General features: G+C 40.0%; 15 protein-coding genes. 6 read left to right on the plus strand and 9 right to left on the minus strand.

Annotation, left to right across the window (positions count from 1 at the left end):
• Nucleotides 1-35: 35 nt before the first annotated feature.
• From CMT41_RS11935 to rnm, 6 genes are all read right to left on the minus strand, one after another.
• On the minus strand, nucleotides 36-1079 hold the full coding sequence (locus CMT41_RS11935; protein WP_057181525.1) for a lytic murein transglycosylase: 1044 nt from the start codon (nucleotides 1077-1079) through the stop codon (nucleotides 36-38).
• A complete protein-coding gene (locus tag CMT41_RS11940) occupies nucleotides 1079-1372 on the minus strand; it encodes a YcgL domain-containing protein (protein WP_057181526.1) in 294 nt (97 codons plus the stop codon). The genes CMT41_RS11935 and CMT41_RS11940 overlap by 1 nt, the downstream gene beginning before the upstream one ends.
• A 149-nt stretch (nucleotides 1373-1521) precedes the next feature.
• The gene (rnd, locus tag CMT41_RS11945; protein WP_058027384.1) at nucleotides 1522-2661 is read right to left on the minus strand and encodes a ribonuclease D; all 1140 of its coding nucleotides are present in this window, start codon (nucleotides 2659-2661) and stop codon (nucleotides 1522-1524) included.
• A gap of 20 nt (nucleotides 2662-2681) precedes the next feature.
• The gene (gene rluB / locus CMT41_RS11950) at nucleotides 2682-3731 is read right to left on the minus strand and encodes a 23S rRNA pseudouridine(2605) synthase RluB (protein WP_058027385.1); all 1050 of its coding nucleotides are present in this window, start codon (nucleotides 3729-3731) and stop codon (nucleotides 2682-2684) included.
• Between the two features lie 110 nt (nucleotides 3732-3841).
• Entirely contained in the window at nucleotides 3842-4462 is a 621-nt protein-coding gene (locus tag CMT41_RS11955) for an L-threonylcarbamoyladenylate synthase (RefSeq protein WP_057181529.1), read from the minus strand.
• A gap of 40 nt (nucleotides 4463-4502) precedes the next feature.
• On the minus strand, nucleotides 4503-5408 hold the full coding sequence (gene rnm / locus CMT41_RS11960) for an RNase RNM (RefSeq protein WP_058027386.1): 906 nt from the start codon (nucleotides 5406-5408) through the stop codon (nucleotides 4503-4505).
• Between the two features lie 424 nt (nucleotides 5409-5832).
• Here rnm and CMT41_RS11965 point away from each other — a divergent pair, with 424 nt between their 5' ends.
• Genes CMT41_RS11965 through trpA form a run of 6 tightly spaced genes read left to right on the plus strand, consistent with a single transcriptional unit; the run spans nucleotide 5833 to nucleotide 12858 of the window.
• Nucleotides 5833-7488: an anthranilate synthase component 1 gene (locus CMT41_RS11965; RefSeq protein WP_058027387.1), complete on the plus strand. Its 1656-nt coding sequence runs from the start codon at nucleotides 5833-5835 to the stop codon at nucleotides 7486-7488.
• Nucleotides 7481-8110 carry an aminodeoxychorismate/anthranilate synthase component II gene (locus CMT41_RS11970; RefSeq protein WP_057181532.1) on the plus strand — a complete coding sequence of 210 codons (630 nt, stop codon included), beginning with the start codon at nucleotides 7481-7483 and terminating at the stop codon, nucleotides 8108-8110. The genes CMT41_RS11965 and CMT41_RS11970 overlap by 8 nt, the downstream gene beginning before the upstream one ends.
• Before the next feature lies 1 nt (nucleotide 8111).
• Nucleotides 8112-9305: an anthranilate phosphoribosyltransferase gene (gene trpD / locus CMT41_RS11975; protein ID WP_058027388.1), complete on the plus strand. Its 1194-nt coding sequence runs from the start codon at nucleotides 8112-8114 to the stop codon at nucleotides 9303-9305.
• Between the two features lies 1 nt (nucleotide 9306).
• On the plus strand, nucleotides 9307-10749 hold the full coding sequence (gene trpCF / locus CMT41_RS11980) for a bifunctional indole-3-glycerol-phosphate synthase TrpC/phosphoribosylanthranilate isomerase TrpF (RefSeq protein WP_058027389.1): 1443 nt from the start codon (nucleotides 9307-9309) through the stop codon (nucleotides 10747-10749).
• A 1-nt stretch (nucleotide 10750) separates the two neighbouring features.
• Nucleotides 10751-12010 (plus strand): tryptophan synthase subunit beta, encoded by a 1260-nt coding sequence (trpB, locus tag CMT41_RS11985; RefSeq protein WP_082606541.1) that lies wholly within the window; start codon nucleotides 10751-10753, stop codon nucleotides 12008-12010.
• Nucleotides 12010-12858 (plus strand): tryptophan synthase subunit alpha, encoded by an 849-nt coding sequence (gene trpA, locus CMT41_RS11990; RefSeq protein ID WP_057181535.1) that lies wholly within the window; start codon nucleotides 12010-12012, stop codon nucleotides 12856-12858. Before trpB ends, trpA begins: the two co-directional genes overlap by 1 nt.
• Nucleotides 12859-12966: 108 nt before the next feature.
• Here the strand turns inward: trpA and CMT41_RS11995 are convergent, their stop codons facing one another.
• From CMT41_RS11995 to CMT41_RS12010, 3 genes are all read right to left on the minus strand, one after another.
• On the minus strand, nucleotides 12967-13323 hold the full coding sequence (locus tag CMT41_RS11995) for a hypothetical protein (protein WP_058027390.1): 357 nt from the start codon (nucleotides 13321-13323) through the stop codon (nucleotides 12967-12969).
• Nucleotides 13324-14923: 1600 nt separating this feature from the next.
• The gene (locus tag CMT41_RS12005; protein ID WP_058027392.1) at nucleotides 14924-15595 is read right to left on the minus strand and encodes a GNAT family N-acetyltransferase; all 672 of its coding nucleotides are present in this window, start codon (nucleotides 15593-15595) and stop codon (nucleotides 14924-14926) included.
• 170 nt (nucleotides 15596-15765) lie between these two features.
• Entirely contained in the window at nucleotides 15766-16158 is a 393-nt protein-coding gene (locus tag CMT41_RS12010; protein WP_057181539.1) for a DUF3192 domain-containing protein, read from the minus strand.
• Between the last annotated feature and the right edge of the window lie 186 nt (nucleotides 16159-16344).

The raw sequence follows: 16344 nt of genomic DNA on the forward strand, positions 1-16344 counted from the left end.
CTCATTAACGTTACTAACTAACGTTGTTAATTGATTTATTTGATAGGTGGAAACTTTATCCGATCAGATAGATGGCCTACCGAGCTGACAAAATAATACGATAAATTCCAGTGCATTAAACTCTTATAGTTATCATAAGCAAGATATACCCGACCATTTTCATCATCGGGAAAAACTAACGCCGCTTTAATATCAACATTGGGCAAATTAGTACCATCGACACGTCTCACGCCAAGGGTTTGCCACTGAGCTAGTGTTCTTTCAGTTTCAGACCAGGCTTTTAGCCACTTTTTTCGACTGCCGGTATTTTTTGGAATGGCGAGAGTATTATCAAAGCCTTTAGGTAACTTAACTTGACGACCCCAAGTCAACTCATCACTCCAACCCTGTTTTTGTAAGTAATTAGCCATAGATGAAAAAATATCAGCTTTATTTTGCCAGATATCCTTTTTCCCATCACCATCGCCATCAACAGCATAGCTCAAAAAGGACGTTGGCATAAACTGATTTTGCCCCATAGCCCCTGCCCATGAACCTTTCATATCTTCAATGCTAATATGTCCTTCGTCTAAGATGGTCAGCGCAGCCATTAATTGCTTTTTAAAGAAGACTTCGCGTCTGCCTTCATAGGCTAAAGTTGATAAAGCTGATATGACATTGTAACCACCGGTAAATTTACCAAAGTTAGTTTCAAGGCCCCATAACGCGATAATAAAACGTGGTTGGACCTGGTACTTATCAGCGACTTGGCTTAATAATACTCGGTGCTCTTTGTATAAGGCCCTCGCTTTTTCTACCTTCCACTTTGGTACACGTTTAGGTAGATAAGTATCTAATGTTTCTCTACTCTCAGGTTGGCTTCTATCAGCTTTAACTGCGCGTTTATGAAACTTTACCTTGGCAAAGCTTTCTTTAATTAACGCTTGGCTAAATCCTTGTGCTAAGGCATCCGCTTTTAGGGTTATCACATAATCAGCAAAGCCTTCTGCTGTTAGCTCAGTTTTAGCCGCTTTTGCTTGATTGCTCATAGCCAGTGTTATCACGACGGATAAACCGACCACCTTTATAAGCAAGCTCATTAGAGCTCTCCTTGCTCTTTTTTAGCATCCATAGCAGCTTTATGTGCTTTTAATAAGTCTTCTGGTGGTGGCGGTAACTGTAAAAAGAAACCTTGTTCAACTAGGTTGTTTTTCACTTTTTCTAAATCAGCCAATGCTAATTTATCTTTGTTATCGAGATTAATGAGTGTAACGAGCTCTGGCGTGCCAAACTTCTTCATCAAGTCTTCCGGCACTGCAGAGAAGTCGTCACGAGTTTTAACAAAAATGTAGGTTTGGTCCTTTCGGGGACTTTTATAAATAGCACATAGCATAATGGAGACCTATAGTTAACAGAAAAATTGTATTGCTAATTTAATATATCATGAGCCTAGGATGAACCCTATAGTGACTTAAGAACATAATATTAACAAAAATATAAATGCAGCAGACTGCTGACATAAAAGGTAAGGCTATAAATAGTTTACTTATAACCTTGTTTCGCAAACGTTGTTAAAGCTTCACCAAATAACTCATTACGCCAACTTGATAATAACTCAACTTTTTTCGCACTACTGCACGCACCGTTAAGACCAAATTGCCACGTTAAGAAGTGATTGATTTGCTTTTTTGAAGCTATATTTTCTATCGCTAGGCCATTTCGTTCACTTACCTGCACTAAGAAAGCTTTTACTTTTTTAAACGTTTGTTTGTAAGCCGGGTAATCATCGAGGCGATTAATTGTTTCTGGATAGTCACTTACCTCAGTTTTATCCGCTTTAGCTAACACTGCCAACATAGCTTTACCTTTGTGGCGAATATCGAGAGCTTCCGCCCCTTCAAGGTTTAACATAGCGCTAACACTGACCGGATTACTTTGCGCTAATGCCATTAAGGTGTGATCTTTAGCAATAAAGCCAATAGGCAAGTCACGTTTCTGTGCTTGTTGAAAGCGCCAAGTTGCCAGGTACTTTAACACATTTAATTGCTTAGGATTTAAACGCCACCCCATTTTAATATTAAGATACATGTCACTTTCATTCACTGGTGTGAATTTTTTATCAATCATATTTTGCGTTTCTAGCTTTGCATAGGCTAAAAAACCCGCTTGCGTTAGTTCGGCTAATAATGTTGGGTAAAGCAAGAACAAATGATCAACATCGGCACTGGCGTAGGCTAGTTGTTTTTCCGTTAACGGCCTTTTAGTCCAGTCAGTACGTGACTCAGACTTATCTAATTCGATATCAGTGAAATGTTTTACCATAGCAGCATAGCCCAAAGATAGGCCATGCCCCAGAAATGACATCATGATCTGACTATCAATTAAATTTACCGGTTGGCAATTTCCTGCAGTCAAAAAAACTTCTAAATCTTCTGAGCAGGCATGTAACACTTTAGTGATATTGCCATTGGTGAGCAATTGCCAAAAAGGTGTTAAATCATCAATGGCAAGGGGATCAATAAGGGCAAGTTGCTCACCATCACAAACCTGAAGTAAACCAAGCTTGGCATATAGCGTACGGGTACGAACAAACTCAGTATCTATGGCTAACACTTTCGCCTTAGCGAGTTGCTCACATAACGTATTTAAGCTGAGTTGATCTTCAATTAATTGATAATGCATAATTTTCACTTCTACTACGACTACTTATGACGACGACGAGTACTTTGTTGATGGCGTTGTTGATGCTTTTTCACCGAGCGACGAATTCGACGGCTCTTAGCATTGTCCATGGCTTTTTCGTCAACTTTAACCTTACTTTCCGTTTCCAGTGTCAAGTTAACTAATTTACGATAATAGTTAACTTCTTTTAACTGCAATTCTCGCCATCCACCTAGCGGTAACTGGCGCTGCATTTCTAAATCACCATAACGCACGCGGATAAGACGGCTTACCTGTACTTCTTGGCTTTCCCATAAGCGACGCACTTCTCTATTACGCCCCTCTGATAAGACTACATGGAACCAATGATTTCGGCCTTCACCACCACTGTAAGTGATTTTTTGAAAACGTGCTTGACCATCTTCCAACTTAACGCCAGCACGTAGTCTTTGTAACATGGCTTCATCGATTTCACCAAAAACACGAACAGCGTATTCACGTTCGATCTTTTGTGATGGATGCATTAATCGGTTTGCTAGCTCACCATCGGTGGTAAATAACAACATGCCTGAGGTGTTAATATCTAAACGGCCAACGGCAACCCAACGGCCAGTTTCAAGTTTCGGTAAACGATCAAAAACGGTAGGACGGCCTTCTGGATCTTTACGAGTACACATTTCACCTTCTGGCTTGTTATACATAAGTACGCGACAGATATCTTCATCTTTGGCGGTTAGTTTAACATGGTGACCATCTAATCGAATCAGCTCAGAGCCGGTAATTCTATCGCCTAAAAAAGCAACATTACCGTCAATGCTAACCCGACCGGCACTGATCATGGCTTCCATTTCACGGCGAGAGCCCTTACCTGCACGCGCTAGTACTTTTTGCACTTTCTCTGAGTCGGTATGAGTCGCGGTTTGGAAGTTAACTTTTACCACCTTTTCCGGCTCTTTCTTCGCTTTACCTTTTTTAACTAAGCCTTTTTTAGCTAGGCCTTTTTTGGCCGAACCTTTTTTTTCAGTACCACGTGTGCCATATTTTTTATCAATAGCTGCGTCTTTAGTTGTTTTTTTCTTATCTACCGTCATTATTTTTTCTCTGTTACGTCAGTAGCAGCTCCCTTGAAGCTTACTTCTGACTCATTTTCAGGTTTCATTCACCCGTAAACGGCAATAATTAATTGCATGTTTAATTTAGGCTACTGAAATGGCGAAGGGTCACCTTCACCTATACGTATTATCTCAATACTATCATTAGAAAAATCGATTACTGTGGTTGGGTGCTCCCCTAAATGACCACCATTGACGATAAGGTCAACTTGATGTTCTAACAAATCTCGAATGTGCTCGGGATCATGCTCAGCCATTTCTCGACCAGGCATAATCAAACTGGTTGACATTATAGGCTCTGCCAGTTCAGTCAACAAGGCTTGTGCAATAGTATTATCAGGCACTCTAATACCTATTGTTTTCTTTTTAGGGTTTAACAAGCGCTTAGGTACTTCTTTACTGCCTTTAAAAATAAAGGTATATGCACCTGGGGTGTTATTTTTCAATAATCTAAAGGCGGTGTTATCTATGCGGGTATATTCTGATAATTGGGATAAATCTTTGCACACCAAAGTGAAATTATGATCCTTATCTATCTCTCGAATTCGGCAGATACGCTCTAACGCTTTTTTATCCCCTAAATGACAACCTAAGGCATAGCCTGAGTCCGTTGGATAAACTATCACGCCGCCTTGTTTAATAATGTCGGCAGCTTGTTTCATTAAGCGCCCTTGAGGGTTATCTGGGTGTACATAAAAAAACTGACTCATGAGAAATTCCTTTACTTTAAATAACTTAGACTAATTATGTTTATTGCCATTGTGCCCAAACAGGTTTAGCGCCAACAGGCATGGTAAGGTTTCGCCCTAAATCACTCCATTTATTAGGATAGTGAAAATCAGAGCCCATGGAGGCATATAAGTTATATTCTTGACAATAAGCCAGCATTTTTTTCCTTTGTTCTGGGTTCATTTGCGGTAACACCACTTCTAAGCCATCACCGGCAACCTCACTAAAATGAACAATCAAACGTCGTAACCATTTAGCAGAAAGATCATACCGAATAGGGTGAGCCATGACCGCACTGCCACCCGCTTGATGTATCGCCTGAATCGCTTCGCCAATACTACACCAGTTAGGTTTTACATAAGCACGTTGCCCTTTTGAGCCTTTTTTTCCTATGTATTTATCAAAGGCTTGTTGCATGGTATTAACATGCCCTTGTTGATGCAGTACTTTAGCAAAATGTGCCCGTGTTATGGTGCCGTCACCAGCCAAAGCTTTTGCCTCTGTATAGATAGTAGGAAAACCACATTTCGCCAGCTTCTCCCCCATGGCAATAGCACGCTGCTCTCTTGCTTCTTGCTGCTGCGCTATCAGTGTTTTTAATTCACTATTGCCTTTATCTATATTCAAACCGACAATATGAATTTCAAAGCCTTGCCATGCGGTAGATATTTCAATGCCACTTATCAATTTAAGTGTAATGTTTTTATCTTCAATATGCTTTTGCGCTATATCAAGACCGGCGGTAGTATCATGATCTGTGATAGCTAAAACATCAATTTGAAAGTTGACTGCTCTGTCTATCAAGGTTTGCGGTGATAAGGCACCATCAGAGCAATTAGTATGGCTATGTAAGTCAATACGTTTGTGGGCAAAACCTTCGGTTGCTACTATCTGATGAGGGAAATCAGTGGTTGACAGTAATGCCATAATAAGGTCTTCTATAAGGGTAATCTTAGTATTAAGATAAGTTTACTGATAACGAGTAAACAATGATACTTTTTCCTTTATTAATAAAAAATTTAATAAGCTGAAAGTACATTATAAACGGCTAATTAAAGGCACTTAAAAATGAGCACAGTAACAACTCACTTTTCATTAATTTGGTGGTGGCATAACTCGACATAATTGGGTGGTGATAATTGCGTGTATCTTAAATAAGACTAAACAAATTTCAAAAAACCCGCTTTTATTAGCGGGTTTTTACGTTAAAGCGTTCAAAATTTACTGTACAAAATGAAGTTAACAAAGGATTTCAACATGAATAGAACAAAAACATGGTTTATTTGGTGGCTGTTGCCTATTTACGCAGGTTGACAATTTTTCTTTAAATAAACCGATAGAAGTATTCAATATGACTCAAAATTTACCAAGTAAAATAAAGGGTGAAGTAATCACCATACAAGATAGTACGCACTATCAAAATGATCCATTAAGTGTTTACCAATTATTATGTCACCAACACCAACATAATATTTTATTAGAATCCGCCGAGATTGATAAAAAACATTTATTAAAAAGTTTATTATTAACTGACGCAGCAGTAAAAATTGTTTGTAACGGTAATGCGGTCACTTTCTCGGCCTTAACGTTAAATGGCGAATCAGCCATTAACTTCGCAGCAGCTCAATTAGCAGAGCATGCGCAAGTCTGCTTCGCAGATGATGAAAAATCATTTATAGCAACGTTTGCCGAAGTTGCTAGCGACCTCGATGAAAAGGCTCGTTTAAGTGCCACAAATTCCTTGCACGGCTTACGGTTATTTAATCAACTCTGCAATGAAAACAGTCATCCCTTTGCCGTATTCCTCGGCGGGGTTTTTGCCTTTGACCTGATGGCAATAACAGAGCAATTACCCGCAGTTGATATCGGTGATAACACTTGCCCTGATTTTGTCTATTACTTAGCAGAAACCCTAGTTATCATTGACCATGAATTGCAAACCACAGAAATTGTCGGCAATATTTTTAATTACCATGACGCTGAAAAAACCAAACAAAGTCAATTAGCTATATGCAAACGTGTTGCTCAAATTAAAGCAGCACTGGCTAGCTCAGTCAATGCAGAGCAAGTTGCCCCGTTAAGCCCATCCTATTCGGATATTAATGATAAAGAAAAGTTTAATGACGAGCTGCAAGTGGATATTAGCGACCAACGTTTTTGTCAGATAGTGGAGCAATTAAAAGAAAATATCAGGGCGGGTGATATATTTCAAGTAGTACCTTCTCGTACTTTTACTCTACCTTGTTTTGACCCCATCGCCGCTTACAAAGCACTTAAAATTAATAACCCAAGTCCCTATATGTTTTATTTAAAAGATAGTGACTTTTGTATTTTTGGTGCCTCACCAGAGTCTGCCTTAAAATATCAAGCCAGCAACCGTCAGGTAGAAATTTATCCTATCGCCGGCACACGCCCTCGCGGTTTTGATAAAGAAGGTAATATTTCATTAGACCTAGACAGCCGTATTGAGCTCGAGCTAAGGCAAGATAAAAAAGAATCCGCTGAACATATTATGCTGGTTGATTTGGCGCGAAATGACATTGCTCGAGTTTCCCAGCCGGGCACTCGCTATGTTGCCGATTTACTCAAAGTTGATCGCTACTCCCATGTAATGCATCTGGTTTCTCGAGTCTGCGGTACATTACAAACCGATTTAGATGCCTTGCACGCCTATCAAGCGTGTATGAATATGGGCACATTATCTGGCGCACCTAAGGTAAGGGCAACGGCGCTTATTCGAGAAATAGAAGGTAAAAGGCGTGGCAGTTACGGCGGCGCGGTTGGTTACTTAACTGGCACGGGAGAAATGGATACTTGTATTGTTATACGCTCTGCCTTTGTTAAAGATAATATTGCGCAAGTACAAGCCGGCGCTGGTGTGGTGTATGATTCAGACCCAATGAGTGAGGCCAATGAAACCAGGCAAAAGGCTCAGGCCGTTATCAATGCCATTGCCACGGCTAACACTAATGCCAAAATTTCGGCGCAGGAGCTCACCCATGACTAAATTATTTATGCTCGATAACTTAGACTCTTTTACCTATAACTTGGTTGATGAATTTCAATGTTTAGGTTTTGAGCCCAGTGTCTATCGCAACACGCTCAGTGCTGATTTTATTTTTGCTAAAATGCAGGCCCATACCCAACAAACTGCGGAGCCGGTATTACTGGTGTTATCTCCTGGCCCAGGCGAGCCAAAAAATTCTGGCTGCTTAATGGCACTGATCAAAAAGTGTGCTGGACGAATTCCAATGCTGGGTATTTGTTTGGGCCATCAAGCATTAATAGAGCACTATGGCGGTCGAGTAGACCGAGCAGACGAAGTGGTTCACGGTAAATCCTCAAATATTACCCACCATGGTTATGGCCCTTTTCAGGGGATGAAAAATCCTCTACCCGTTGCCCGTTATCATTCCTTGATAGGTAAAGATATACCCGCAGAGTTAGACGTTATTGCTGAATATAATGGTATGTGTATGGCCATTAGCAAAGAAGATGATGCCGTGTTAGCTTTTCAATTTCATCCTGAATCCATATTAACGACATTTGGTACCCCCTTGTTAAAGCAGAGTATTCAACACTTGCTTAGCCTGTCAGCATCGCTCAATAATAAAGTCACTGGAGAATAGTATGATTAGCCAACAAAATAGCAATGGCAACGCTTTGGGCGCAACGGCACTAAATTCAACAGCTAGTGTTGCAACCGATATCAGTACTATTTTGCCGACATTAGTTGCTGGCGTTGATCTTGACCAAACACAAAGTCATGACTTTTTTCAACAAGTACTGCAAGGCAAGGTAGCACCTGCGTTAATCGCCAGTGTCTTAACCGCGTTAAAAATAAAAGGTGAAACACCAGAAGAAATTGCTGGCGCGGCAATCGCTATCCGTGCAGCGGCCACTCCATTTCCTCAAGGAAACGGTGAAGAAGGTATTGTCGCCGATTGTGTTGGTACTGGCGGCGATGGTGCTAATACCATAAACATTTCTACCACAGCGGCGATTTTAGCGGCGGCTTGTGGTTTGAAAATGGCTAAACATGGCAACAGAAGTGTTTCCAGTATGTCTGGCTCTGCTGATTTATTGGAGGCTTTTGGCGTTAATTTATCCATGTCTCCTGCAACAGCCAAGCATTGTTTAGCACAAACCAACTTATGTTTTTTATATGCTCCCGCCTATCACTCTGGTTTTAAATATGCGGCGCCAGTGAGGAAAGCTATGGCTATTCGCACTATATTTAACATCTTAGGTCCACTAGTTAATCCCGCTCATCCAACTATTATGTTACTTGGTGTGTATACCCCCGCATTATTAATGCCCATTGCAAAAGCTCTACAACTTACCGGCGTTAAACGCGCTTTTGTTGTTCATGGCAGCGGACTAGATGAAATTGCTTTGCATGGTAACACTCAAGTCGTTGAAATAAAAAATGATACATTAATTGAACGTACTATTAAGCCACAAGACTTTGGCTTAAAAAATTATCCGCTTGCAGAGATCAAAGGTGGCACACCAAACGAGAATGCTAAAATCATTAAAGATATATTATCGGGTCAAGGACAGGCGGCCCACAATGCTGCAGTGATAATTAACTGTGCTGCGCTACTGTATTTACACAATAAGGCCGACTCACTCAGTCAAGCTGCGCAGCTTGCCAGTGAGGTACTGGCCTCGGGTAAAGGCTTAGCAACGTTATCAAGCCTAGTTAAGCTTTCAAATCAAGCTGTCAGCTCAAATTCAAAGGACAAAAGTACCTATACAGATCCAAAAATAAAAGCTGACACTGATACTGACACTGACACTGACAAACAGGCTGAAAAATAATATGAATAGCAGCTCGAACACTTCAGTAGAAAAAAACATTTTAGAAAAAATCGTCGACGATAAGCGTATTGAAATTGCCGCCCTAAAAAAGAGTAAGCCATTAGCCAGTTTCATTGACGAGTTAGTGCCGACGACTAAGGATATGTACGCGGCATTAACAAGAACCAAGGATAAGCCACATGCGGGTTTTATTCTTGAGTGTAAGAAAGCATCTCCGTCTAAAGGACTTATCCGTGCCGACTTTGATGTTAAAGCTATTTGCCAAATTTATGATAAATACGCGGCGGCAATATCTGTGCTAACCGATGAAAAGTATTTTCAAGGTAACTTTGACTACCTACAAACGGTAACAAAATTGGTAAAATGCCCAGTACTAAATAAAGACTTCTTTGTTGATAGCTACCAAGTTTACCTAGCAAGATACTATGGCGCGGACGCTATATTATTAATGCTCAGTGTTTTATCAGATGACGAGTACCTTGAGTTATCAGCCGTTGCTGAGCAATATAACTTAGCCGTGTTAACGGAGATTTCCACCTATGATGAACGCGATAGAGCGATAAAGCTTAATGCAAAAATGATAGGTATCAACAACCGAAACTTACGTGATTTAAGTACAGATATAGCACGTACTTTCGATTTTGCCCCAAGCTTACCTGACGATAGGATCATTATTTCTGAGTCGGGTATATATAGTAATGCTCAAGTAAGGGAATTAGCGCCAGCGGTCGATGGATTTTTAGTGGGCAGTTCGTTAATGGACCCTAATAATAACCCCTATCAAGATATTGACTTAGCTTGTCGTAAACTTATTTATGGCAACAATAAAGTATGTGGTTTAACGGATGCTAAATATGCTAGCGCGGCCGCTAATGCCGGCGCACGCTATGGCGGTCTTATTTTTGCAGAAAAATCACCCCGTTATGTAACTAAAGCGCAGGCTCAAAACATTATCAAAGCAATACCTAAGTTAGAGTATGTTGGTGTTTTTGTTAATAGCGAACGTGATGTCATTATTGATTTGGTCAAGACCTTACACTTAAGTGCGGTGCAACTTCATGGTAGTGAAGATGCTCATTATATTGATGCCCTAATTAGTGAACTGGCCGAGAATGACTGTGGTTTTTGTCAAGTCTGGCAAGCTAGTCCAGTAGCAAAAAGTGTTCCCTTACTTAATAGCAGTGTCAGTCATCATGTGCTCGATGGCCAAAGCCCTGGTAGCGGTGAAGCATTTAATTGGCAAGTATTAGCCTTAAGTGAGCAAAACTTATCAAAAAGCTTTTTAGCTGGTGGATTAAATAATAACAATATTAGTCAGGCCCTTGAGCAATTAACCCAGGTAGATTTATTTGGCCTAGACCTCAACTCAGGTGTTGAAGATAGCCCTGGTATTAAATCAAGCGAGAAGCTAGCCCAGGTATTTTCGAAAATTAGGAATTATTAACATGCAAAAAAATATGAAGAAATCCGACAAATCATCCATTAAAGAAACCTTACCCGCCTATTTTGGTGAGTTTGGTGGCATGTATGTCGGTGAATTATTAGTCCCAGCATTAGAACAGTTAGAGCAAGCTTTTATTGAGTCTCAAACCGATGAAAGTTTTTTAACTGAGTTCAATAATTTATTAACAAAGTATGCTGGCCGCCCTACGCCATTAACCTGTTGTCGAAATATTGTAAAAAACCCACTTGCTAAGATTTATTTAAAACGTGAAGATCTATTACACGGCGGAGCCCATAAAACCAACCAAGTTTTAGGTCAAGCCCTACTCGCTAAACGTATGGGTAAAACCGAAATAATCGCAGAAACAGGCGCTGGACAACACGGTGTTGCTACCGCGATAGCCTGTGCACTCCTTGGTTTGAAATGTAGAGTATATATGGGCGCAGTGGATTGTGCGCGACAACAACCCAATGTTTTTCGTATGGAGTTAATGGGCGCAGAAGTTATTCCGGTCACTGCAGGCTCTGGCACCTTAAAAGATGCTGTAAATGAAGCGCTTAGAGATTGGTCTGCAAACTATGAAAACGCTCACTACTTATTAGGTACTGCCGCAGGTCCTCACCCCTTCCCGACCATAGTGAGGGAATTTCAAAAAATGATTGGTGAAGAAGCAAAAGCACAGTTTTATGAGGAAGAAGGTCGTTTACCTGATTATGTTATTGCCGCGGTAGGTGGTGGCTCCAATGCCATTGGCATGTTCCACGATTTTATTCATGAAGAAGGTGTCAAACTGATTGGTGTTGAAGCCGGTGGTAAGGGTATTGAAACCGGTCAGCATGGTGCCACGCTTGTAGCCGGTACAAAGGGCATGTTGCATGGCAACTACACCTATATAATGCAAGATAAGCATGGCCAAATTAAAGAGTCTTATTCAGTTTCTGCTGGCCTTGACTACCCTGCAGTAGGTCCACAACATGCATTCTTGAAAGACACTGGTCGAGCACAATATGTCGCTATCAATGATGATGAAGCCTTGGCGGCATTTCAAGCCTTAGCTAGGTGTGAAGGTATTATCCCTGCGCTTGAGTCAGCTCACGCCCTAGCGCAAGCATTAAAAATGGCAGAAGCCGCCACGACAGAAACTATTTACCTCGTTAATCTATCGGGACGTGGCGATAAAGATTTAGCGCATGTCCAGGCTATTATTTCACCTGATAAAGTATCATCAACGACAAAAGTTAAACATAGAGGAGAGGCATAATGTCACACTCAAATATCCAGCAAGCAGGTGCACGTTATCAAGCTTCGTTCGCGACCTTAAAAGAAAAAAATGAACAGGCTTTCATCCCTTTTGTTACGATTGGCGACCCTAATGCTGAGCAATCTTTTGCTATTATCAAAAGCTTAATTGATGCTGGAGCAGATGCGCTGGAATTAGGTATTCCCTTCTCTGATCCAAGTGCTGACGGTATAACGATTCAAAGAGCGGCACTGCGTGCTTTAGGTGCGGGGATTAACACCGACATATGTATTGATATATTAAAGCAAGTACGAGCATACGCCCCGCAAATACCTATTGGTTTATTACTTTATGGTAACCTAGTTTTTGCCCGTGGTATTGATAACTTTTATCGCGATATGAGTGAAGCTGGCGTAGATTCTGTGTTAATAGCTGATGTACCCATTCGCGAGAGCGAGCCATTTCGAGCTGCGGCATTAAAATATGGTATTGCTCCTATTTTTATTGCGCCACCAAACGCAAGCGATGAAACCTTACGGGCAGTGTCCTCATACTCACGGGGTTATACCTATGTCTTAAGTCGTGCTGGCGTAACCGGTGTAGACAGTACGGATAGCCCCAAAAATACTGTCTCTAGCTCAGCTAATAAGTTAATTGAAAGCTTGCTAAAATACCATGCAGCCCCCCCTATCTTAGGTTTTGGCATTTCCACACCACAACAAGTTAAAGATGCCCTTAAAGCAGGCGCACTTGGTGCGATCAGCGGCTCGGCGGTAGTTAAAATAATTGAGAATAATTTAGCAGATAATAGCAAGATGTTGACGGAATTAAGCCACTTTGTTAGCGAGATGAAAGCGGCAACGAGATAACTAAGCTTTATACCCGTTATGCTATAAAAACTAAGCATTAGTCGCCACAATAAAAAAGGAGCAATACACTTGCTCCTTTTTTATGGCCCACTTTTGATTCCATAAACTTTAAACTCTGAGTATTCGCCAAGATAAAAATACAATAACGAGAGTTAGACCAATAAACAACAAGGCAAAAAGATGATACAGGCTTCGCTGCACTTTGTTTTTTATGCGGGAAAATATGCCGGTTGAAGCGGTATTTATACTTGGGACATTGGCAAAGACAGAAAGCAGTATATTAAAAAGTAGTAACCATATGCAGCCAAAAAAACTTAATAGAGCATAAGGACTGGTCGGTTGCTGTTGTGAGGTTGATTGCTGTAATTGGCTAAAAATGAGACCAACAAGGATTGCAGCCAATAGATAACTCAATTGACGAAAAGGTTGCAACTTGCTAGCAAGTTTTGCTAATAATTCTAACATGTTTTACCCTAGCTAAAAGTTACTCGAACATTCATTAAGATAAAACTTTTATCAAGGTGTTGGCTACCTATTGATAGTAGTTACCCTGCATAAGCTATAGCAACAATCGAGCATAAATCACCAACTACACATAAAAAATGCGACTCATTAAGTCGCATTTCTAAAACTAGCTTAATAAGGTGCGTCCTGCACACAAATTTAATGATCTCACTTCTTCCTTGAACGACTATCCCTAGCATATCCTTTATGAGTCCACTCATATCCATTTTGGTAACTGTTAAGCGCCCATTCAATCATCCTTAATTTGTGTCTTCCTGACAATCATCTCCTTAGTTAACACTCCTTGATGGTAGCCGTCCCTAACTACTCGATGCAGACCTGGGTAATCCAAAGCCACACCATTGTTCATATCATCCTTAATTAGCGTCTTCCTAACACCGTTCCCTGAATTAATCGTCCTTAACTAATCTCCCTATTTATACATCCATTTAAGTAGCCATCCATAACTACTGTCTTGCTGACCTTGGTAATCCTAACCAAGCCACATCCTTAAACATATCATCCTTAATTAGCATCTTCCTGACACCGTTCCCTGAATTAATCGTCCTTAACTAATCTCCCTATTTATACATCCATTTAAGTAGCCATCCATAACTACTGTCTTGCTGACCTTGGTAATCCTAACCAAGCCACATCCTTAAACATATCATCCTTAATTAGCATCTTCCTGACACCGTTCCCTGAATTAATCGTCCTTAACTAATCTCCCTATTTATACATCCATTTAAGTAGCCATCCATAACTACTGTCTTGCTGACCTTGGTAATCCTAACCAAGCCACATCCTTAAACATATCATCCTTAATTAGCATCTTCCTGACACCGTTTCCTGAATTAATCGTCCTTAACTAATCTCCCTATTTATACATCCATTTAAGTAGCCATCCATAACTACTGTCTTCCTGACCTTGGTAATCCTAACCAAGCCACATCCTTGTTCATATCATCCATAGTAGCATCCTGCTACTAGACCTCGTCCTTAAAGCCTCCTTGTTAAACCTTTTTATAAATAGCACCAAAGTATTATTTATAATTAAAGCATCCAGCTTTAGGCTCTCCCTATACGCTACACAAGCATCCCTACTCATATCATCCTTGACTTGCATCCATTGCATCCTATTGACTCAACTCAATCCGTAAGTTATGTTTACTGTCCTCAGTAAGTCCTTATGTCGCTGCAATTCCATTTTAGCAACATGCATCGTCCCTAATCACGTTACAAGTAACGCTGAAGCCCCCTGCTCCTTGTCTTCCTGACATGTTTAATAGTACACCTAAATTTCATTTATCGATGCGTATTAACAAGCAAACTCTAAATGTAAAAACAATGTAACAAGCGATAATTCATGTAAACATACAAAAAACAATATGTTACAGATCAACCATTCCACATTGCAGCAGAAATTGCCAATATATCTCACAAAGCTGTAAGACATGTCTTACAAAAAAAATAGCACTTTGTCGGTGCTATTTTTTATTAAGGGAATTACTTGAGAGAGATAAGGCCTAATATAGCCTTAAAATATGCCAATAAAGTGCAGCTATTCCACTTTATCTCGATAGTGAACCATTACCGCACCACACACGTTTCCTACCGATACCTCTTTAACCGTTTGGTAATCAACATGCTTAAAAAATTCTTTAAATTTTTCTGAGGTAGCATAAACGGCTACCCCTTCACTATCTGGGTGTTCATCCAAAACAGTATTGACGGCGGCCATTAAGTAATGACCAAAACCATGCTGCTGATGCAGAGGATGAACAGCAATAAATGATAGGAAATGGAAAACCTTTAAGGGGACAGCAGCCAAGACAATTTGTTCTTTTTTCATCATCTGCTTAGTACTAAAGTAACCGGCATTTAATAGCATTTTAAGACGCCAATGCCAAAAACGATCAGTTGCCAAGGTTTCATCTGGGCTGTTAATACAGGCGACACCAACCATAGATTCCCCGAGATACAAACCAATCATGGGTTGTTTTGCTTGCCAAAAAGCATTGAGTTCTTCTCTAATAGCACCACGAAGACGTTGCTCATAATCTTCTTTATCGCTATTAAATATCTCTAAAAAAACGGGGTCATCATGATAAGCTTGATATAAAAGTGACGCTGCTAATTTCAACTCATGAGCACTCAAATAAGTCGCTCGAATATTAACGTTTTGGTCTAAATTGTCATCAATACTATTTTCTACCGATTCGGTTTCACTCATTATATTCTCCTACTCTGACGGTGGATTATTTGCTAACCTAACAACTCACCATAGCAGCATAATTTCAAACAGGTCAAATATAATTCGTTTAACTACCATGAAAGCCATATAATTTAGATAAAAAAATACCCCGCTAAGCGAGGCATTTAAGTAATAGTAATAATAGATAATTAGTTAGCTTTTACCTGTTGAGTTTTCAAAAAATCGCCACCATTACCGGTTTCAACTAATTTGCCATTAATAAACTGTAAGAAAGTACATTCATCTTTTGTTGTTAAACCATCTTTATGTTTACGTTGGGTACGATAATATAAAACACGCACCGTATCATCGCCGTCAGTATAAGTCTCAGAAAAATCAGCGACACCTAAGTTTGCCTGCATATCCATAAAAGAAGCACCCAATTGAACGTTAGCAATTTTTTTACGGTTGTTGTAGGCACGATCTTTACTATCGCTGACAAAACCATGATCAATACCATCATCGTTTATTTTAATAACACAACCAGATAATGTCATTGCTAGTGGTGCAGCAATGAGTAAAGCAAGTATTGATTTTTTCATATCTATATTCCCTAGAGGTAAAATGTAATTGTTATAATAATCCTTTACTCAGAATTGCAAAAAACAAGCCAACCACATAAGTCATTGAATAGATGATATTTTTTAAAATACATCAATGAAGTTGCAGACATTTTTAGTTATATTGGCTAAAATATAGTTAAATTAATTAATTATTTTTAATCAGTA

It is taken from the genome of Colwellia sp. MT41 (assembly GCF_001444365.1).
Lineage (GTDB): Bacteria > Pseudomonadota > Gammaproteobacteria > Enterobacterales > Alteromonadaceae > Colwellia > Colwellia marinimaniae.